The sequence below is a fragment of the Alcaligenes sp. AB3 genome, from assembly GCF_031844565.1.
GTDB lineage: Bacteria > Pseudomonadota > Gammaproteobacteria > Burkholderiales > Burkholderiaceae_B > Alcaligenes > Alcaligenes faecalis.
Window position 1 is genome coordinate 380,277 of the sequence record NZ_JAUZVM010000004.1, and the last position, 18,035, is coordinate 398,311.

Annotated in this window: 20 protein-coding genes; 6 read left to right on the plus strand and 14 right to left on the minus strand. The window is 57.5% G+C overall.

Features of this window, described 5'->3' with window-relative positions:
* Positions 1 to 13 precede the first annotated feature (13 nt).
* The gene (locus Q9R35_RS11590; RefSeq protein ID WP_042486767.1) at positions 14 to 424 is read right to left on the minus strand and encodes a rhodanese-like domain-containing protein; all 411 of its coding nucleotides are present in this window, start codon (positions 422 to 424) and stop codon (positions 14 to 16) included.
* A 98-nt stretch (positions 425 to 522) separates the two neighbouring features.
* On the opposite strand from Q9R35_RS11590, the gene gpmA reads away from it, so the two are divergent.
* The 4 genes from gpmA (at position 523) to Q9R35_RS11610 (ending at position 5,306) form a co-directional block, all read left to right on the plus strand.
* Positions 523 to 1,269 carry a 2,3-diphosphoglycerate-dependent phosphoglycerate mutase gene (gpmA, locus tag Q9R35_RS11595; protein WP_026483748.1) on the plus strand — a complete coding sequence of 249 codons (747 nt, stop codon included), beginning with the start codon at positions 523 to 525 and terminating at the stop codon, positions 1,267 to 1,269.
* Between the two features lie 3 nt (positions 1,270 to 1,272).
* Complete coding sequence (locus Q9R35_RS11600; RefSeq protein WP_045929575.1) at positions 1,273 to 2,841, plus strand: murein hydrolase activator EnvC; 1,569 nt, start codon at positions 1,273 to 1,275, stop codon at positions 2,839 to 2,841.
* A 164-nt stretch (positions 2,842 to 3,005) separates the two neighbouring features.
* Positions 3,006 to 4,517, plus strand: a complete 1,512-nt coding sequence (locus tag Q9R35_RS11605) for a S41 family peptidase (RefSeq protein WP_045929576.1) — start codon at positions 3,006 to 3,008, stop codon at positions 4,515 to 4,517.
* 15 nt (positions 4,518 to 4,532) lie between these two features.
* Complete coding sequence (locus Q9R35_RS11610) at positions 4,533 to 5,306, plus strand: HesA/MoeB/ThiF family protein (RefSeq protein WP_042486758.1); 774 nt, start codon at positions 4,533 to 4,535, stop codon at positions 5,304 to 5,306.
* A 19-nt stretch (positions 5,307 to 5,325) separates the two neighbouring features.
* Here the strand turns inward: Q9R35_RS11610 and Q9R35_RS11615 are convergent, their stop codons facing one another.
* On the minus strand, positions 5,326 to 6,255 hold the full coding sequence (locus tag Q9R35_RS11615) for an AraC family transcriptional regulator (RefSeq protein WP_197313303.1): 930 nt from the start codon (positions 6,253 to 6,255) through the stop codon (positions 5,326 to 5,328).
* Between the two features lie 195 nt (positions 6,256 to 6,450).
* Here Q9R35_RS11615 and Q9R35_RS11620 point away from each other — a divergent pair, with 195 nt between their 5' ends.
* Positions 6,451 to 7,905, plus strand: a complete 1,455-nt coding sequence (locus Q9R35_RS11620; protein ID WP_311219885.1) for an aldehyde dehydrogenase family protein — start codon at positions 6,451 to 6,453, stop codon at positions 7,903 to 7,905.
* Positions 7,906 to 7,911: 6 nt separating this feature from the next.
* Here the strand turns inward: Q9R35_RS11620 and Q9R35_RS11625 are convergent, their stop codons facing one another.
* From Q9R35_RS11625 to Q9R35_RS11650, 6 genes are all read right to left on the minus strand, one after another.
* Complete coding sequence (locus Q9R35_RS11625; protein ID WP_042486749.1) at positions 7,912 to 8,637, minus strand: pyrimidine 5'-nucleotidase; 726 nt, start codon at positions 8,635 to 8,637, stop codon at positions 7,912 to 7,914.
* A 3-nt stretch (positions 8,638 to 8,640) separates the two neighbouring features.
* Positions 8,641 to 9,537, minus strand: a complete 897-nt coding sequence (gene argB, locus Q9R35_RS11630; RefSeq protein WP_042486745.1) for an acetylglutamate kinase — start codon at positions 9,535 to 9,537, stop codon at positions 8,641 to 8,643.
* A gap of 76 nt (positions 9,538 to 9,613) precedes the next feature.
* Positions 9,614 to 10,117 carry a peroxiredoxin gene (locus Q9R35_RS11635; RefSeq protein WP_042486742.1) on the minus strand — a complete coding sequence of 168 codons (504 nt, stop codon included), beginning with the start codon at positions 10,115 to 10,117 and terminating at the stop codon, positions 9,614 to 9,616.
* Complete coding sequence (locus Q9R35_RS11640; RefSeq protein ID WP_045929581.1) at positions 10,114 to 10,803, minus strand: BON domain-containing protein; 690 nt, start codon at positions 10,801 to 10,803, stop codon at positions 10,114 to 10,116. The genes Q9R35_RS11635 and Q9R35_RS11640 overlap by 4 nt, the downstream gene beginning before the upstream one ends.
* Complete coding sequence (locus Q9R35_RS11645) at positions 10,800 to 11,393, minus strand: phosphoheptose isomerase (RefSeq protein ID WP_009458645.1); 594 nt, start codon at positions 11,391 to 11,393, stop codon at positions 10,800 to 10,802. The genes Q9R35_RS11640 and Q9R35_RS11645 overlap by 4 nt, the downstream gene beginning before the upstream one ends.
* A gap of 186 nt (positions 11,394 to 11,579) precedes the next feature.
* Entirely contained in the window at positions 11,580 to 12,038 is a 459-nt protein-coding gene (locus Q9R35_RS11650; protein ID WP_045929582.1) for a YraN family protein, read from the minus strand.
* 34 nt (positions 12,039 to 12,072) lie between these two features.
* On the opposite strand from Q9R35_RS11650, the gene rsmI reads away from it, so the two are divergent.
* Complete coding sequence (gene rsmI / locus Q9R35_RS11655) at positions 12,073 to 13,011, plus strand: 16S rRNA (cytidine(1402)-2'-O)-methyltransferase (protein ID WP_063691574.1); 939 nt, start codon at positions 12,073 to 12,075, stop codon at positions 13,009 to 13,011.
* Between the two features lie 94 nt (positions 13,012 to 13,105).
* Here the strand turns inward: rsmI and Q9R35_RS11660 are convergent, their stop codons facing one another.
* From Q9R35_RS11660 to lptB, 6 genes are all read right to left on the minus strand, one after another.
* Positions 13,106 to 14,197 (minus strand): septal ring lytic transglycosylase RlpA family protein, encoded by a 1,092-nt coding sequence (locus Q9R35_RS11660; RefSeq protein ID WP_270117387.1) that lies wholly within the window; start codon positions 14,195 to 14,197, stop codon positions 13,106 to 13,108.
* Entirely contained in the window at positions 14,194 to 15,069 is an 876-nt protein-coding gene (gene rapZ, locus Q9R35_RS11665; protein ID WP_042486727.1) for an RNase adapter RapZ, read from the minus strand. The genes Q9R35_RS11660 and rapZ overlap by 4 nt, the downstream gene beginning before the upstream one ends.
* 98 nt (positions 15,070 to 15,167) lie before the next feature.
* Positions 15,168 to 16,094 carry an HPr(Ser) kinase/phosphatase gene (hprK, locus tag Q9R35_RS11670; RefSeq protein ID WP_042486723.1) on the minus strand — a complete coding sequence of 309 codons (927 nt, stop codon included), beginning with the start codon at positions 16,092 to 16,094 and terminating at the stop codon, positions 15,168 to 15,170.
* On the minus strand, positions 16,066 to 16,566 hold the full coding sequence (locus tag Q9R35_RS11675) for a PTS sugar transporter subunit IIA (protein ID WP_042486920.1): 501 nt from the start codon (positions 16,564 to 16,566) through the stop codon (positions 16,066 to 16,068). Before Q9R35_RS11675 ends, hprK begins: the two co-directional genes overlap by 29 nt.
* Positions 16,567 to 16,717: 151 nt before the next feature.
* Complete coding sequence (hpf, locus tag Q9R35_RS11680; RefSeq protein WP_009458652.1) at positions 16,718 to 17,044, minus strand: ribosome hibernation-promoting factor, HPF/YfiA family; 327 nt, start codon at positions 17,042 to 17,044, stop codon at positions 16,718 to 16,720.
* Positions 17,045 to 17,233: 189 nt separating this feature from the next.
* The gene (gene lptB, locus Q9R35_RS11685) at positions 17,234 to 18,025 is read right to left on the minus strand and encodes an LPS export ABC transporter ATP-binding protein (protein ID WP_311219886.1); all 792 of its coding nucleotides are present in this window, start codon (positions 18,023 to 18,025) and stop codon (positions 17,234 to 17,236) included.
* Positions 18,026 to 18,035 lie beyond the last annotated feature (10 nt).

Sequence of the window (18,035 nt, forward strand, 5' to 3'; positions counted from 1 at the left end):
TAGAAGGGGGAGCTTACGATTTTTTGACAGGCAGGCTCGATTGCAGCCAGCCCTGAATACCGCCTTGCAGTGTGTAGGCTTCGGTGATGCCGTGCTTGCGCAGGACGGCGACGCTGCGCGGGGCGCTGCGACCGGTATCGCACACCAGAATGACGGGCTTGTCTTTGGGCAGCGTGCCGGCCTTGGCGTCAAGGTCGGCAGCAGGAATGTTGCGAGATTGTGCAATTGCCCCGGCCTTGAACTGATCGGCGCTGCGCAGATCAATCAAAATGGCGTCTTTCTGGTTTACCATCTGTACCGCTTCCGAGCTTGAAACTGCGCGTCCCGCACGGCCTTTGAAAAAGCTGGGTATTAACAGCATAATGCCGGCAAGCACCGCAATTGCTAAAATTAGAAGGTTATTCTGACTTAAGATGAAGTCCACGTTAAATCCTGTTGATTACCAAGAAAAGCAAGAAAAAAGGGCAAGATCACACGATTATAGAGTGGCGCCAATTTTTCAACCTCGAGGCTGTTTTTACCATGTATAAACTTGTACTGATGCGGCACGGCGAAAGCCAGTGGAACCTGGAGAACCGGTTTACTGGCTGGACCGATGTCGATCTTACCGAAACCGGGCGTCAACAGGCAAAGCAGGCCGGTGATCTGCTTAAAGAAAACGGTTTTGAGTTCGACCTGGCTTTCGCTTCGGTCCTCAAGCGCGCTATCCGTACCCTGTGGATCGCCCTGGATTCGATGGACGCCATGCACACCCCCATCGGTTTGAGCTGGCGCCTGAACGAACGCCATTATGGTGCTTTACAAGGCTTAAATAAAGCCGAAACCGCACAAAAGTACGGTGAGGATCAAGTCTTGGTCTGGCGTCGTGCTTACGCGATCGCTCCTGATCCTGTCGCTGAAGACGATCCACGCAACCCGCGTTTTGATGCCCGCTACGCCCGTGTGCCCGCCGATCAGCTGCCTCGTACCGAGTGTCTGCAAGACACCGTGGCCCGCGTGGTTCCTTTCTGGGACGAATCCATTGCCCCTGCCATCCGCTCCGGCCGTCGCGTGCTGGTGACCGCTCACGGCAACAGCCTGCGCGCGTTGATCAAGCACCTGGATGGTATTTCCGACGAGGACATCGTTCACCTGAACATTCCTACCGGCCAGCCTCTGGTGTACGAGCTGGACGAAAACCTGCGTCCTATCCGTCATTACTACCTGGGCGACCAGGAAGCAATTGCGGCTCAGATGCAAGCCGTGGCCAATCAGGGCAAGGCGCAGTAAATAATGTGGCGCTACAGCGTTTGCCTGTTGCTGGCAGCCTGGACCTTACCGGCCCTGGCTGCTGATCCGGACTTGGCTGCACGCCAGGCCCAGGCTCAAAAGCAGCAGGCAGAGCTGCGCCAGAAGATCGAATCGCTGCGCAAAACCATCGACACCAGCGAAAGCTCGCGTCGTGATGCCGCCAATGCCTTGCGCGAATCCGAGCAGGCTATTTCCGATATCGATCGCACGCTGGCTCAGATCGAGCAGCGGCAAGAACAACTGCACCAGCAACTCGGTACGCTGGGCAAACAGATCAGCGAACAGCAAGTGATCAAAGAGCAACGTCAGCAGGAGCTGGCCGAGCAATTGCGCGCGCAATACGCCAATGGCGTCTCGCCCTGGTCCGCCCTTTTGTCGGGTGATGACCCCAACGCCATTAACCGTGAATTGCATTACCTGGGCTATGTCTCGCGTCAGCAGACCGAGCAGGTTCATAAGGTGCGTCGCACCGTAGAGCGACTGGACCGTTTGCAGACTCAGGTTGCCGCGCGTGAGAAAGAGCAGGAGCAACTGGCCAAGGATGCTGCGGCCCAGAAAGAAGCTCTGGAAGAACAAAAAGAAAAACGAGCCAAGGTAGTGGCTGACATCAGCGCCGAATTGGAGCGCCAGCGCGGACAGGCTGCGAACCTGCAAAGTAATGACAAGCGATTGGGGGATTTGATCTCCGGCCTGGAAACCGAAATTGCCCGACAGGCCGAGCTGGCCCGTCGCGCCGAAGAACAACGCCGACGTGAGGCCGCGCGCCGTGCTGAAGAAGCACGCAAGGCTGAGCTGGCTCGTCAGCAAGAATTGCAACGCAAAGCCAAGCAGGAACAGGCTGCTCGTGAGCAGGCGCGTCTTGAACGTGAGCGGGAGTTACTGGAGCGGGCTCGTGCTACGCAACCACCGCTGCCTCCAGCCTTGCCACGCAGCAAACCGGAGCCTGCCGAGCCACAACAGCCAGAGCCCATGATTCCGCGGCCTCCGCTGACCTACACGCCGCCGACGGCGAACGAGCGCTTATTGTCCGATAGCTTGGAGGCTTCGTCGGAGCCCAGCGAACCGATCAGCAAACCAGCCGCTCCCAAAGTGCGCGAGGTGCAGGTTGTTGAGGAGCCTGTGGAGCAGGCATCTGCTCCTGCTTTGGAACCAGAAGGGGGGTTCCCGGGTCTGAAACGTGGCTTGCCTTATCCGGTACGCGGCGAAATGCAGGGCAAGTTCGGGGCGGAGCGTCCGGATGGCGGTATTTGGCGCGGTATCGTGTTGCGCGCTCAGGCAGGCACCACGGTTCGTGCGGTGGCCCCGGGCCGAGTGGTTTTCGCCAGCTGGATGACCGGCTTTGGCAATTTGCTGATTATTGATCATGGTCGCGACTACTTGAGTGTCTATGCCTATAACCAGAGCACGCTTAAGCAAGTAGGCGATATTGTGGGACGTGGAGATGCGGTTGCGCGGGTGGGGGCCACCGGCGGGCAGGTTGAACCCGGCCTGTACTTTGAGCTGCGCCATCAAGGCAAGCCCATTAATCCGCAGGTTTGGCTGGGTTCCTGAGCCGCTTTTGCCCCTGGCGTTTACTTTTGCTCGCATTTGTTGCGCCGGGTAGCGACTCCAGCCCAGTTCACGCTGGTCGACGCTTTACGCTACTCTTATAATGCATGGTCGGGTCAGCTCCGGGAGGTGGCCCCGTCTTGAATCTGAAAATAATGGGAATGTGCATGAGCACTCGAAGGATTGGCAGCATTGGTCTAGTGGCAGCAGGTGCTGTAGGCGGTATTTTGATCAGCCTGGGCATTACTGCGGTCGCTCAACGCGGCGAGCCATTGCCTTTGCGCGAACTGCAGCAGTTCGCCAATGTGTTCGCTGCCATCAAGAACACGTATGTGGAGCCCCTGACGGATCAGGCCCTGGTCAATAATGCGATCAAGGGGTTGTTTACCGATCTGGATCCGCACTCGGCCTATCTGGATGCCGACGCTTTCAAGGAAATGGAAGCCATGACTCAAGGCGGCTTTGGCGGCCTGGGCATAGAGATCGGCAGCGAGGACGGGATGCCCAAAGTCATCTCGCCCATTGAAGATACGCCTGCTGCGCGCGCCGGTATTCTGGCGGGCGACATCATTACGCACATCAATGGCAAACCCACCAAGGATTTGAGCCTGAACGATGCCGTCAAGCAAATGCGTGGCGAGCCTAAAACCTCCATCAAGCTGACTATACGTCGTGCTGGCCGCGACAAGCCACTGGAATTCAACTTGGTACGCGATGTCATCAAGGTGCGCAGCGTGCGCTCCAAGATGCTGGCTGACGACGTGGCCTACGTACGCATTGCCCAGTTCCAGGAACGCACGGCCGCTGATCTGGTCAAGCAATTGTCCGAAGTTCATAAAGGCCCAGGCGCCCCGAAAGGCTTGGTAATTGACCTGCGCAATGACCCCGGTGGCTTGCTGGAAAGCGCCATTGGCGTGTCTTCGGCCTTCCTGGATTCGGGTTCGCTGGTGGTTTCCACCAAGGGCCGCATTCCTTCCTCCAACCGCGAGTACTACGTCAAATCCATGCAGTCCGTACTGGGCGAGCTGGATACGGATGCGGATGTTCTGAAGAAACTGGATTGGCTCAAGAACGTGCCTATCGTGGTGCTGGTGAACGTGGGTTCGGCCTCGGCGTCGGAAATTGTCGCCGGTGCTTTGCAAGACCACAAACGCGCCACCATTATCGGTAACCGCACCTTCGGCAAGGGCTCGGTGCAAAGCGTGGTCCCTCTGTCCGAGGAATCGGGCCTGAAACTGACGACCGCCTTGTATTACACACCGAACGGTACTTCCATTCAGGTAACGGGCGTACAGCCGGACGTGGTGGTGGATGACACCGCCCAGGGCAATCTGTTCCGCCTGCCGCGCGAAGTGGACTTGAAGCGTCACCTGGTCAACAGCAAAGTGGACGAAACTACCGAAGAAGAACAGCCTGATCTGGGCATGAGCCCGGAATTCAAGATGTTTGAATTCGGTGGTGACGACGACTTCCAGTTGCAGCAAGCGCTGAATCATTTGGCTGGCCGTCCTGTGATCAAGAATGATCCAGCCAAAGTGGCGGCCGCCAAGGAAGCGGCTGCCAAGCGCGAAAAGGAAGTAGAGTCCGAGTCGCCAGAAAAAAAAAGTCCCCTGAATCAGCAACCCAGCGTTGAGCGGTTCCGAATCACCCCCAAGGGGCTCGAACCGGTAAACCCGTAAACACAGGTTCTTGACGTGGAAGATCAGCAATTACTGCGCTATGCGCGGCATATTCTGCTCGATGAATTCGGGGTAGAAGCGCAGGAGCGGATTCTGGCTTCCCGCATTCTGGTTGTTGGAGCCGGAGGCCTGGGCTCCCCCGTGGTGGCTTATCTGGCTGCCTCGGGTGTGGGCTCCATCATCCTGGTGGATGATGACCAGGTGGAACTGAGCAATCTGCAGCGTCAGATTGCTCACACCACAGATCGCCTGGGCTGGGACAAGGTTGAATCTGCCAAGCTGCATATCGAGCAGCTCAATCCGGAAGTGAAGGTCACGCCTGTCGTTCAACGTCTGGACGAGGCGGGCTTGATGCATTGGGTTCAGCAAGTGGATCTGGTGCTGGATTGCTGCGACAACTTCGCCACTCGCCATGCCATCAACCGTGCCTGCGTGGCATTGCGCAAACCTTTGGTGTCTGGTGCGGCGATTCGTTTTTCGGGCCAGGTCAGTACCTATGACTTGCGTCAGCCCGAGGCCCCTTGCTATCACTGCCTGTTCCCTGAAGCGGATGATGTTGAGGAACTGCGCTGCGCCACTACAGGCGTTCTGTCGCCTTTATTGGGTATGGTGGGAAGCGCACAGGCGGTTGAGGCCTTGAAGCTGTTAGGCGGCTTCGGAGAGCCCTTGGTGGGCCGTTTGCTAAGCGTGGATGCTTTCAACATGAATTGGCATACCGTGCGTTTTCGCAAAGACCCGGCTTGCCCGGTATGCAGTTCAGCAGCGGCTGAACACGCCGATCACACTTGATCTGTTCTTGATTGCGGCTTCATGACTCCAGGCCATGCCCATAAAAATGGCCTGGTGTGATGCCAAAGCGCCGTCGAAACTGGCGGTGAAAGTAGGACAGATCCGAAAACCCCACTGAATACGCGACTTGCGCCACCGTGTTGGACGGTGTCTGGCGTAGTAGCTGTGCGGCCGCGTCCAGCCGTAGCTGCATCAACTGAGCAGTGAAGGTGGTTCCCTGCGTTTTGAACAGTTCCTGAACGGTGCGCGGTGCCATGCCCAGATGCTCGGACAGGGTTGCAATAGTCAAGGCAGGATCGCCCAGTCGATCAGACAGATAGCCCAGAGCGTCCTCGTAGCGTGCGGTGCTTGGTGCCAGCGGGGCAGAGCGCCGCTCGTTAATGCTCATGGCCAGCAAGTCGCGCAGGCAACGCCAGGCCTGATCGTGCTGATCCGCCCGCAAGCCATCGGCCGATAGCAGCAAGCCTTGCAGATAGTGCTCCAGCAAATGCAGGCTGGCGCCTGGGGACAAGGGCTGCGCGACCACATCATTTAACGGGCCGGTATAGGGCAGCAGCCCATCCAGAGGCAAGCGCAGCGTGGTCATGGTGACCTCGTCCACAAAATCCAGCGTGAAGGGGCTGGTGCCCACGTTCAGGCTCAGGCTGCCAGCCGGCAACCACTGTTCACGTCCGTTCTGAATCAGGCGGCAGTGGCCTTGCTGATGCACATTCAAGAACAACCAGGGCTGGTCCGTTTGCGGCCTGCTTGTGCTGACCCGATAGGGCTGCGCGGTCAGCCGGTTGATCGCCACTTCCCCCAGGCGTTGCGAGCGCAAGGTGCCATGGAAGTTTTGTCCGTAGCACTGCGTTTGCACGTGTTGAAAGGACTGTGAAATGGCTTGGGTCCAGAGCTTGGTGCCTTGTCCGGGCGGCAAAGCCTGCGTGTCCCAGTGATAGTTCGTGCTCATGCGGTTTTTTCCGTCTTCTGCGTCATTGTCCAGATTGGGCTGCGCCCCAGTCCACGACACAGAGAGGCAATCGGCTCAAGAATAGTATCTAAGACAGTACTGCATGGTGAGCTATGGCGCACCTCGGTGGCTATCGGGTTTAACCATGAAGGGTGCCCAAAGCGCACCTGGAGACAATACAGGAAAGGAGCAGTCATGACAGAGCAGCTAAAGCAGATCTACCCCTACATCAACGGACAGGCCTGGAAGTCGGAAGGCCAATCGCATAAGGATCTGGTCAATCCTTACACGGGCAAAGCGCTGGCACGTGTTTTCCTTGCGACCAAGCAGGACATTGAAGAAGCGCTGGCCAGTGCAGAACGTGCACAGCGTGCCTGGGGCAAGATGCTGGCCCGTGAACGTGAAGCCATCTTGTGCCGTGCGGCCGACATTGTGGAACGCCGCCGCGACGACATCGTGCGTGTGCTGGTTGAAGAGGGCGGTAATGTCTTTGGCAAGGCCATGTTCGAGTGCGATTACATCGTCAGCACCTTCCGTATTGCTGCCGGTCAGACCCGCGATATTCGGGGTGAAACCATGCCTTCGGATCTGCCTGGCCGTATTTCCATGAGCATTCGTCGCCCCTTGGGGGTGGTAGCCGGGATTGGTCCTTTCAATGCGCCCCTGTTGCTCAATGGCAAGAAACTGGCGCCTGCGCTGGCTGCGGGTAACAGCTTCATCCTGAAGCCTTCGCCGCACACGCCTATGGCCGCGCTGATGTTTGCAGAGATTCTGGAAGAAGCGGGCCTGCCCCCCGGTGTGTTGACGGTGCTGCTGACGACGGACGAAGCCCTGGGCGATACCTTGTTCTCCGATCCGCGCGTCAAGCTGGTGACCTTCACGGGTTCGGCTCGAGTGGGCCGTATCCTGGCCGATCTGGCGGGTCGTCATCAAAAGCGCATTGTGTTGGAGCTGGGCGGTAAAAGCCCGGTGGTGGTGCTGGATGATGCCACGCTGGATTACGCCGTGCGCTCTGCTGCTTTCGGCATCTATTTCAATCAGGGCCAGGTGTGCATGGCCAATTCGCGCATCATCGTGGAGCAGGGTATTTACGATGCGTTCTGCGAAGCCTTTGCCAAGCAGGTTGCCCGCATTCCTATTGGTGATCCCGCTTTGCCGCAAACGGCCGTGGGCCCCTTGATCAGCTCCGAACAGGCTGATTTTGTGCAGGCCCATATTCAGGATGCCGTCTCCAAGGGGGCAACCTTGCTGGCAGGTGGTGGCCGTGAGGGCAATGTGATTCAGCCGACCGCCTTGTGCGATGTGACCCCGGACATGCACCTGTACCACGAAGAAACCTTTGGCCCTGTGGCAGCCATCTACAAGGCACGCGATTACGAGCACGCCCTGGAAATGGCCAATGACACCTCTTACGGCTTGTCCTCTGCCATCCTGACCAATGATCTGCAAAAGGCCATGGATTTTGCCGAGCGCATTGAGGCAGGTTCGGTTCACATCAACGACAACTCGTTTGATGATGATCCGAACGCGCCTTTCGGTGGTTTCAAGGACAGTGGCTACGGCAAGGAAAATGGCCGCTATTCGATTGCGGACATGACCGAATTGAAGTGGGTCACCATCCAGCAAGGGGAGCGCCAGCTGGCGTTCTAAGCAGGCTTAGGGGCGTGGCCAGTTTTTGACCAGTTGCGCGATGCGGTTGATGCGATGGTCAACATACGGGCTGCGTCCATGATATAGAGCGCTGAACGGAGTGCCTGCGTTATAGATGTGGATGGTCTGCATCCCTAGCTGGCGGGCACTTTTCAGATTGCGCAGGGTATCTTCGACCAGCACAATGTCGCGGGCCTGAGACTTCAACACGGCCAGAGCCTGCTTCATCAATGCCTGAGAGGGCTTGGGGCGATAACGGCCTTGCAGCTGCATGTGCTCGATGGCCCAGAGCCCGTCAAAAACAGGCAGTAGATTCAAGGCTTTCAGGACACGCTGTGCATACTCCAGCGGCGCATTGGTCAGCAGCAGTTTGTAGCCGGGCAGACGGCGTAACTGGTAGGCCAGACCTGGCTCGGCGCTGATCAGGGAGGGCACGTCAAAGTCGTGAGCGTGCTTCAGGAAGGTGGCCGGATCTGCTCCGTGGTGGCGTTGCAGGCCGATCATGGTGGCGCCGTAACGCTTCCAGTATTCCAGACGCAGCCGGTCGGCCTCGTCCATATCCACCCCCAGCGTTTGCGCCACACCGATGCGCATGCGCCCGTCAATCGCCTGGAAAATGCCTTTGGAGGCATTGTGCAGGGTGTTATCCAGATCAAACAGCCAGATGGTTTCATCTGTCTGACAGGCTGACAAAGGCCGTGCCCAGGCATGGGCACGGATAGGAGCGCGCACGGATTAATGCGAGCTGATCATGGTGCCAACACCACGGTCAGTCAGGATTTCCAGCAACAGGCAGTGGGGGACACGGCCGTCAATGACATGTACGGAGTTGACGCCATTGCGTGCTGCATCCAGGGCCGAAGAGATCTTGGGCAGCATGCCGCCGGAGATCGTGCCATCGGCAAACAGCTCATCAATAGTCTGGGCCGACAGACGGCGCAACAACTGGCCTGCCTTGTCCAGCACACCGGGGGTGTTGGTCAGCATGACCAGTTTTTCAGCGCTAAGCACTTCGGCCATCTTGCCGGCAACCACGTCGGCATTGATGTTGTAGGCCTGACCGTCCTCGCCGTAACCGATTGAAGAGATCACGGGGATGAACTGATCGTCCTGCAGGGCTTTGACCACTTCAGGCTGGATGCTTTCAATATCACCCACAAAGCCAATATCCAGCAGCTCGCCAGGGTGTTCGGCATCGGGCAGCATTTTCTTGGTGACGCGAATCATGCCGCCATCTTTTCCGGTCAGACCCACCGCCTTGCCGCCGGCTTCATTAATCATCATCACGATGTCTTGCTGCACCTGCCCGCCCAGCACCCACTCCACCACTTCCATGGTTTCTGCATCGGTGACGCGCATGCCCTGAATGAAGGTGCCTTCTTTGCCTACCCGTTTGAGAGCGTCATTGATCTGGGGACCACCACCGTGCACCACAACGGGGTTCAGGCCAACCAGCTTGAGCAAGACGACATCATGGGCAAAGCTGCGCTGCAAGGCTTCTTCGGTCATGGCGTTGCCACCGTACTTGATGACAACGGTCTTGCCGTGGAAACGACGAATATAAGGCAGGGCCTCGGACAAAACGTCTGCTTTGACGGTCGAGGAGTAATTCTGCGAATCTGTGGTGCTCATTGATGCGCTCACTTGAAGAAAACCCGGGTCCACTGCTGGTACCCGGGGTTATGTGGCTGGGGGCAGAAACAGGCTTTTAGCTGCTGGCCAGGGCTTTTTCGACAGTGGCAATGAATTCCTGCTTGTCGTAGTTACCCAGGTAGCGCTTGATGATGTGGCCCTGTTTGTCGAGTAAAAAGGCTGTGGGCGTCAAACGGACGTCCCCAAAAGCCTTCGCGATTTCGCCCTTGTCGTCATGGACAACCGTGAACGGCAGTTGGCGGGATTGGGTGAAGTTGCGCACGTAATTGATGGGGTCGTGCTTCATGGCCACGGCCACGATATCAAAGCCTTTTCCGGACAAGGCATTGAAGTTCTCGATGTTGTCGGGCATTTGCGCCACGCAGGTGGTGCAGTCCGTAGCCCAGAACTTCACCAGGACGACCTTGCCCTGCAAGTCTTTGGTTTCAAAGTGCTTGCCATTCAGATCGGTAAAGGCGACATCGGGAGCGCTGGCCTTGGAGCTGCCACCGGACATGGTCCAGACGCCCAGACCGACGGCGATGGCAACAACAAAGGCAATGATGACTACTTTTTTCATTGGACGGGCATAACTTCTACAGAGGAGGCGGGCGCAGGCTCAGCTGCAGGGGCCGCTGTGCCAGAGGTATTGCTTGGCTGGTTATTGGTGCTCAAAGGCTGTGCCAGGCTTTCGGCACTGACGTACTCAAAGAGTTTGGCCACCTTGTTTACGCCAGGGACGCTGGAGGCAGCAATCGCAGCGCGTTCACCTTCTTCGTGGGTGACGCGGCCCAGCAGGTAGACTACGCCACGCTCGGTGGTGGTGGAGATCGTGCGGCTGGGAACGTCCTTGGCGTTCAGCAAGGCGGTGCTGACGCGGGTGGTGATCCAGGAATCGTTCGAGCGTACGCTCAAGGGGGTCGGTTCGCCCACACGCAATTCGTTAACCACGCGGGTTACCTTATCAACCTTGGAAACCAGGCGCGCGGCTTCTTCCTTGTCGGCCTGGGTAGGCACATCGCCCGTCAGCAGGGCAACCCCGGCGTAAGACGTGGTGTTGATGCGGCCTTCCTTGTTTTCCAGCAGGCGGCGTGTTTCCGCGCCGGCTTTCATGACAATGGTTTTGTCCTCGACCTGTTCGCCTGTGGTACGGCGGTCGGTAGCGACAACGGCAGTCGTGGCAGCAGCGCCGCCAACTACCAGCAGACCGCAACCGGTCAGAGTAGTGCTGGCCAGCAGGGCGGCCAGAATCAAACGGTGTTTCATAGTGGATCTCCGAGCAGCAGCGCATCAATGCCATCGCACATGGCATGCAACAGAACAATGTGTACTTCCTGAATACGCATGGTTCGATCGTGCGGTACGCACAGATGGATGTCGGTATCCGAGAGCAGGTCGGCGATTTGCCCGCCGCCTTTGCCGGTCAGGGCAATGATGACCATATCGCGCTCGCGAGCCGCTTCAATGGCGCGAATCACGTTTGGCGAATTGCCGCTGGTGGAGATGGCCACCAGAATATCGCCAGTCTGGCCCAAGGCGCTGACCTGGCGTTCAAAGATGCTGTCAAAGCCATAGTCATTCCCCACCGCCGTCATGATGGAGGTGTCGGTATTCAAGGCAATGCCAGCCAGGGGCAAACGGTCGCGCTCAAAGCGGCCCACCAGCTCAGCAATAAAGTGCTGGGCGTCGGCTGCTGATCCGCCGTTTCCGCAGGCCAGAATCTTGCCGTCGTTGGCCAAGGTGGCAAACAACAGCTCGACAGCGGCGGCCAAAGGTTCGGCCAGTTCGCGTGTGCTGGCTTTGAGAGTATCGACGGAATCGTCGAAATGCGAAGTCATTAAGGCGATAAGGTCCATAGCGCGCATTATCGCACGGAGAATTTCCCCGTGGGGCAGGCAGATCGTGTCATGTTGAAAAAAACGCCACGGTATTGAAACGAGATGCTGTAACAGGGCCGAAATACGGGGTGGCGGCGGGGATTTTTGTATAAGACAGCGCTTTTGTCTGAAAATTCCCAGGGTGGCTTTGCTACTGCTTATTGTTCAACGCTGCTCGAAGGCGTTCTGGATCCAGCGCAGAGTCTCGCCTTCAATGGCGATCACGTCAAAACGGCAGGCGGGCAGCTTGCCCTGGAAATAGCGCTGGCATAGCGTGGGCAGCCATTGTTGTGCGGTCAGGATCAAGCGCCGTTGCTTATCCCGGTTTACACTGGCAAGCGCTCCGCCGTAGCCCTTGTGATTGCGCTGGCGCACTTCCAGAAAGACAAGATGTTCCTGGTGCCATAGAACCAGGTCAATTTCCCCAAAGCGAGTACCCAGTTGACGCGCCAGAACGCGGGCGCCGTGAGCGGTGACATGATCGCAGGCCCGTTGTTCGGCTTGATCGCCGCTTTCCTGGCTGGGCGAACGCAGGGGTTTTTCCTTTCTGGCGGCAGGACGACTACGCCGCCTGCGCCGCAATTGCCGGTTTTGAGCCTGGCGAGCGTATTCAAAGGGATTCATAGGAATGCATGAAGATGAACAAGCAGGATCGAGCATGAGCGATACCGAAAACCGAACAGGGAATGCCGGCGTCTGGCAAAGCATGATGGACAAGGTGCAAGGCCAAGTCTGGCCGCAGTCTTGCCTGTATGTAGTGGCCACGCCCATTGGCAATATGGGAGACCTTAGCCTGCGCGGCTGGCAGGCGCTGGAACTGTGCGACATTATTGCGGCAGAGGATACGCGGGCTACGCGTCCTTTTCTGCAGGCCTGGGGCATACAAACGCCCTTGATGGCTGCCCATCGGCATAACGAGGCGCAAGCGGCTCAAGCCATTATCGAACGGCTGGAGCAAGGGCAACGAGTGGCTTTGGTGTCGGATGCAGGCGCGCCCGCTGTCAGCGATCCTGGTGCTCGTGTAGTGCGCTCGGTGCGGGAAGCAGGTTTTCAGGTCGTCCCTCTGCCCGGAGCATCGGCTGTTATTACGGCTTTGATGGGCAGTGGCGCAACCAGTGACGAGAACCCCGCTTTTGCCTTTGCCGGTTTCATGCCGCCCAAAACCGTGGCACGCCGCAAGTGGCTACAGCACTGGTCCAGCCTGGGGATGCCGGTATTGATGTTCGAGTCCCCTCACCGTTTGCGAGCCGCCTTGCGTGATATGGAAGAGGTGTGTGGGCCGGAGCGTGAACTGACTTTTGCGCGTGAACTAAGCAAGCGTTTCGAGCAGATTCATACCGTGCCTTTGGGGCAGGCGCTGGCTTGGCTGGACGAGGACAGCCATCGGGAGCAGGGTGAGTTTGTCCTGATTCTGCATGACGCTCTTCGCGAAGTGGACGAGGATGCGCCTGCGTTGGATGCCACAACAGAGCGTTGGATGAAAGTCTTGCTGGAACAGGTCTCGCTGCGTGATGCCGCCCGGATCGCCAGTCAGGCGACCGGGATTCCTCGTGATGTTCTGTATGCCTGGGGTTTGGCAAATTCGCCCAAGGACTAGGATGTCCGGGTTTCAGGCACGGTGTCGCAGGCCGGAGCGTAGAATACAAACAGCCCCGTGAAGGGGCTGTTTTGTTTGGTGGGCCGGGTGTGACTTAGCGTACGGCAACCGAGGGGCTCAAGCCGGTTTTCTGCTGGATGCGGTAAGCCGCATTGATTGCTTCGGTCCGGTTCTGATAAGGGCCAATTTGCACACGGTACAAATCCTTGTGCATCTGAACCTGGGCATCCCGGTATTCCACTTGTGAAATCTGACGGTTCAACTGCTGAGCCAGTGCGGCGGCATTTTCGCGTGCGGAGAAAGCACCAAATTGCAGGTAGACCCGATTCTGGCCTGATGGGGCCTGGGGTTTGCTGCTTGCCGTGGACGAAGACTGTACGATCAGCTGCTGATCGTTGGCATCGCTGCTCCAGCTGGGCGTATCGTCCAGCTCAACCGTCAGTTCTTCGGGAGGCAGAGCGGCCAGGGCGTCAGGGGTAGGCTCCAGTTTTTCCGTGATGGTCAGACTGGATTTGGGTGCTGCAGGGGCCGGTGCCGTGCGGGCGGCGGGCGCTTCAACCACATTGACCTCTTCACGACTAAAGCTGCCGCTACGAATTTCTTCCTGAGTGATCGTTTCAACCACCACTGTACCGCTGCCAGGCGCAATCAAATCCAGCTTGGCTGCCGCGACATAGGACAGGTCGATGATGCGGGAGCTGTGGAACGGCCCGCGATCATTAATGCGCACAATCACAGATTTGCCGGTTTTGGGCCGGGTGACGCGGGCGTAGCTGGGAATGGGCAAGGTGGGATGTGCCGCTGTCATAGCGTACATATCGTAGGTCTCGCCATTGGCGGTTTTCTTGCCGTGAAACTTGCGTCCATACCAGGATGCGGTGCCGGTCTGGGTAAAGGCTTTGTGCGAGGTGTGTGGAACAAAGCTTTTGCCGAGCACGGTATAGGGGCGGGTATTGCTGCGGGCGATGGGTTCTATTCGGGGAACTGCGTCGGGGGTGGCGTGAAGATTGACGGGTATTCGGTCGTCGGGGCCATCATCTTTGTAATAACCTCCTCCGCGTGGTGCCGAAACGGTAGCCCCTGGTTTGGCTTTGGATTTGGCGCGCTTTGGGCTGGATGCGCATCCGGCCAATATGGCCAGAATGCTCAAGGCGGCGCCCAGTTTGAGTAAAGTCGGATGGCTCATGGGACGGGATTGATGGGCGGTTGATTGCGATGGCGCACCAGCAAGGGGGCGTAATCAGCAAAGCGCAGCGCCAGTTGTTCGGTAACGTACACGGAACGGTGTTGTCCGCCTGTGCAGCCAATGGCGACCGTCAGGTAATTGCGAGTGTCCTGCATATATAAAGGTAGCCAGCGGCGTACAAAGCCTGCAATATCATCCACCATGGTTTCTACAGAACCGAACTGGGCCAGCCATTTGGCAACCGGCTCGTCGCGACCCGTCATGGGGCGCAGCTCCGGGTCGTAATGGGGGTTGGGCAGGCAGCGCACGTCAAAAACCAGGTCCGCATCGCCCGGTACGCCACGCTTGTAGGCAAAGGACTCGAAGGTCAGTACCACGCTGGCGCGATCGGCCTGTACCAGATCGCGAATCCAGGCACGTAGCTGGCCGGGGGTAAGGTCGGTGGTGTCGATAATGTGGCCCAGCTCGCGCAAGGGGGCCGTCATTTCACGTTCGACCTCAATACATTCCTGCAAGGAAGGCGAGCGGCCATCCTGACGCAAACGGTCTGTCAGCGGATGTCGGCGGCGCGATTCCGAGTAACGCTGCATCAGGGTGTGATCGCTGGCGTTCAAAAACAGGACGCGCAGGGCGTAGCCTTCTTCATTCAGTTTGCTGATGACGCCGGGAAGAATGTCCAGATCACCGGCGCCGCGCACATCAATCGCAACGGCAAGCCGCTCCAGCCCTTGTTCGGCAGAGCGTTCGACAAATTCGGCCAGAAATCGGGGTGGCAAGTTGTCGATGCACAGATAGCCGGTATCTTCCAGCAAGCGCAAGGCAACTGATTTTCCCGAACCGGATATGCCGGTAATCAATACAACTTTCAGCATCGTGGCAAAGGGCTCCGAGTCACTGCCCGTTGGGCAGCGGTTAGGTGAAACAGGACAAAGCCGTCAGGGCCGTTTAATGCTAACAGACCCTTAGGTGCCTAGTCTTCGCGACTATTCATGATAGCCAATGCCTGGCGTTCGATGAAGTCGCCCATGGTATCAATGCCGCGGAAGGCGAGAATAGTGTTGCGCACGGCGGCCTCTACCAGCACGGCCAGGTTTCGGCCTGCGGCCACTTGGAGCATGACGCGTTTGATGTCGACCCCCAGCACTTCCTGGGTCTGGTCCTGGGTAGGCAGACGCTCGAAGCTGTCGGGGTTGGAGCGAACCAGGTGCACAATTAATTTAAGCTTCATTCTACGGCGAACCGAGGTTTCACCGAAAATGGTGCGGATGTCCAGCAAGCCCAGCCCGCGTACCTCCAGCAGGTTTTGCAGCAAGGGTGGGCATTGGCCATCAATCATATTGGGCGCCGTGCGGGACAGTTCCACCGCGTCGTCCGCGACCAGTCCGTGTCCACGGGAGATCAGTTCCAGCGCCAGTTCGCTTTTGCCCAGACCGGATTCGCCGGTAATCAGTACCCCCAGGCCCAATACGTCCATGAAGACGCCATGCATGGTGGTTTTCGGGGCCAGACGCTTGCCCAGATAGATGCGCAGCAAGTCAATCAGCTGGGCGGCATCGATAGGGGTATAGAGCAGTGGTACGCCTTGCTCTTCGCAAAACTGGATCAGGTCATCGGGCGCAACAGCGTCGTTGGCGATGAACAGGGCAGGAACACCGCCTTGCCTGAGATCATCCAGATGATGCAGGCGACGTTTGACGTCAAAGCGGTTGTAGAAAGAGAGTTCTTCAGGACCGAAAACCTGGATGCGGCCAGGGTGGATCAGGTTCAGGTGGCCGACCAGATCCGCGGCAGAGGCGCCAAGATCGGGGATGGGACGTTGAGCAGCGTGTTTACCGGCCGCCCAGCTTACCTCGAGCTTGTCACTATTATCATTGACCAGTTCTTGAACTGTCAGCATCGGGGTCGTCCGCGTTGAGATCAGGGGTCTGGGTCAGGATCTGGTGGATTTGAACAGGGTCCGTTTCCTGGGCCAGTGCCTGGCGAATGTCCTGATCGGCCATCAAACGGGCGATTTCGGCCAGCAGGTCCAAGTGGATTTGAGTAGCCGTTTCGGGAACCAGCAAAAAGAACAGCAGGCTGGCAGTGCGACCGTCGCTGGCATCAAAACGCACCGGCTCGGCCAGACGCATGAAAACGGCACAAGGCTCTTTCAAGTCCTTGATGCGGCCATGCGGGACGGCAACGTCGTGCCCAAGGGCGGTGGAGCCCAGACGCTCGCGAGCGATCAGGCTATGGAAAACGGCTGTCCGGGCAATGCCGTGATGGTTCTCGAAAATCAGACCGGCTTGTTCAAAAGCGCGCTTCTTGCTGGTAACAGCAAGATCCAGAACCACGTTGGACAAAGGCAAAATACGCGACAAGAGATTCATGACGGCCATTATAGGGGGGAATGTTTTTTAGCTAAACATTTTTTGGATGGCTAACAACAGGCGGACACTGTGCCAAGAAACACAAAACCCCGAACTTCTGAAAGAACGGGGTTTGTCGGCAGGCTATGCCCGCTGTAACAGTTCGGCGTGATCAGGCTGCCGGAACTTCGAGCCGCTTGGCGGGCTCATGCGCATGGCTGTTTGCCTTTTCCTTGTATTTCAGAATCTGGCGGTCGATTTTATCGGCCAGCAGATCGATAGCAGCATACAAGTTTTCGTCTGAAGAGGCGCAGTGTATATCTTTGCCGGGAACGCGGACGGTTACTTCGGCATTGTGCTTCAGACGTTCAATGGAAAGCATAACCTGCGAGTCAACTACGTTATCGAAATGTTTTTCAATTCGACCAATTTTGCTTTTGACGTAGTCGCGAATGGCAGGAGTTATGTCAAGATTACGGCCAGTGATATTAAGGCTCATATAGGCTCTCCGTAGTAGTCAAACAACGTGTTCAAGAAGGGGAAGGTTGATCGTCTTTAGCCTCCTTACTACTGATCCTGGATATTCCAGTATACCTATATGTGGGTCAGATAACATGACCTGAATCAATCTGTGATGTGCTGGATAACCCTTGTTTTGATTGGCCCCGTTACAGGGCCAAAAATCGGCTTACATTCGGAAGTTCGATCCCAGATAAACCTTGCGCACGGCTTCGTTGTCGATGATCTCGGATGGGTGCCCGCTTGTCAGTACTGTGCCTTCGCTGATGATGTAGGCGCGGTCACAGATGCCCAGCGTTTCGCGCACGTTGTGGTCGGTAATCAGCACACCAATATTGCGGCCTTTCAGAAACTGTACGATGCGCTGAATTTCAATCACGGCGATCGGGTCCACCCCGGCAAAGGGTTCGTCCAGCAAAATAAAACGGGGGTTGCTGGCGAGCGCGCGGGCAATTTCTACGCGGCGGCGCTCGCCACCAGACAGGGATAGGGCGGTATTTTGTCGGATGTGTGCAATTTGCAGTTCGCTAATCAGGGTTTCCAGGCGCTCGTTGATATCGTTCTTGCTGATGCTGCGACCGTTATCGTCCAGTTGCAGCTCCAGCACGGCGCGGATGTTTTCTTCGACCGTCAGGCGGCGAAAGACGGAGGCATCCTGAGGCAGATAGGACAGGCCCAGGCGCGCCCGCTTGTGCATGGGCATGGCAGTAATGGGCGTGCCATCAATTTCAATACGGCCTGCATCGGCGGCCACAATGCCCACAATCATATAGAAGCTGGTGGTTTTGCCAGCCCCGTTCGGGCCTAGCAGGCCCACCACTTCGCCGCTTTCCACAGTCAGGGAAACATCCTGCACGACGGTACGTTTGCCGTAGGTCTTGCGCAGTCCTTGCGCAATCAGGCTGCCTTTGGTCGAGTGGCTGGCGCGGGTAGGGGTAGACGGGTTGTTAGGAGCAACCATGATTCAAAGG

Bases quoted from the DNA above. Each gene is read 5' to 3' on its own strand.
- hpf (WP_009458652.1), bottom strand. From the start codon at position 17,044: ATGAGCCTTAATATCACTGGCCGTAATCTTGACATAACTCCTGCCATT.
- hprK (WP_042486723.1), bottom strand. From the start codon at position 16,094: ATGCTGACAGTTCAAGAACTGGTCAATGATAATAGTGACAAGCTCGAG.
- Q9R35_RS11600 (WP_045929575.1), top strand. From the start codon at position 1,273: ATGTGGCGCTACAGCGTTTGCCTGTTGCTGGCAGCCTGGACCTTACCG.
- Q9R35_RS11620 (WP_311219885.1), top strand. From the start codon at position 6,451: ATGACAGAGCAGCTAAAGCAGATCTACCCCTACATCAACGGACAGGCC.
- gpmA (WP_026483748.1), top strand. From the start codon at position 523: ATGTATAAACTTGTACTGATGCGGCACGGCGAAAGCCAGTGGAACCTG.
- argB (WP_042486745.1), bottom strand. From the start codon at position 9,537: ATGAGCACCACAGATTCGCAGAATTACTCCTCGACCGTCAAAGCAGAC.
- Q9R35_RS11660 (WP_270117387.1), bottom strand. From the start codon at position 14,197: ATGAGCCATCCGACTTTACTCAAACTGGGCGCCGCCTTGAGCATTCTG.
- Q9R35_RS11615 (WP_197313303.1), bottom strand. From the start codon at position 6,255: ATGAGCACGAACTATCACTGGGACACGCAGGCTTTGCCGCCCGGACAA.
- rapZ (WP_042486727.1), bottom strand. From the start codon at position 15,069: ATGCTGAAAGTTGTATTGATTACCGGCATATCCGGTTCGGGAAAATCA.
- Q9R35_RS11605 (WP_045929576.1), top strand. From the start codon at position 3,006: ATGAGCACTCGAAGGATTGGCAGCATTGGTCTAGTGGCAGCAGGTGCT.
- Q9R35_RS11635 (WP_042486742.1), bottom strand. From the start codon at position 10,117: ATGAAAAAAGTAGTCATCATTGCCTTTGTTGTTGCCATCGCCGTCGGT.
- Q9R35_RS11645 (WP_009458645.1), bottom strand. From the start codon at position 11,393: ATGGACCTTATCGCCTTAATGACTTCGCATTTCGACGATTCCGTCGAT.
- rsmI (WP_063691574.1), top strand. From the start codon at position 12,073: ATGAGCGATACCGAAAACCGAACAGGGAATGCCGGCGTCTGGCAAAGC.
- Q9R35_RS11640 (WP_045929581.1), bottom strand. From the start codon at position 10,803: ATGAAACACCGTTTGATTCTGGCCGCCCTGCTGGCCAGCACTACTCTG.
- Q9R35_RS11675 (WP_042486920.1), bottom strand. From the start codon at position 16,566: ATGAATCTCTTGTCGCGTATTTTGCCTTTGTCCAACGTGGTTCTGGAT.
- Q9R35_RS11650 (WP_045929582.1), bottom strand. From the start codon at position 12,038: ATGAATCCCTTTGAATACGCTCGCCAGGCTCAAAACCGGCAATTGCGG.
- lptB (WP_311219886.1), bottom strand. From the start codon at position 18,025: ATGGTTGCTCCTAACAACCCGTCTACCCCTACCCGCGCCAGCCACTCG.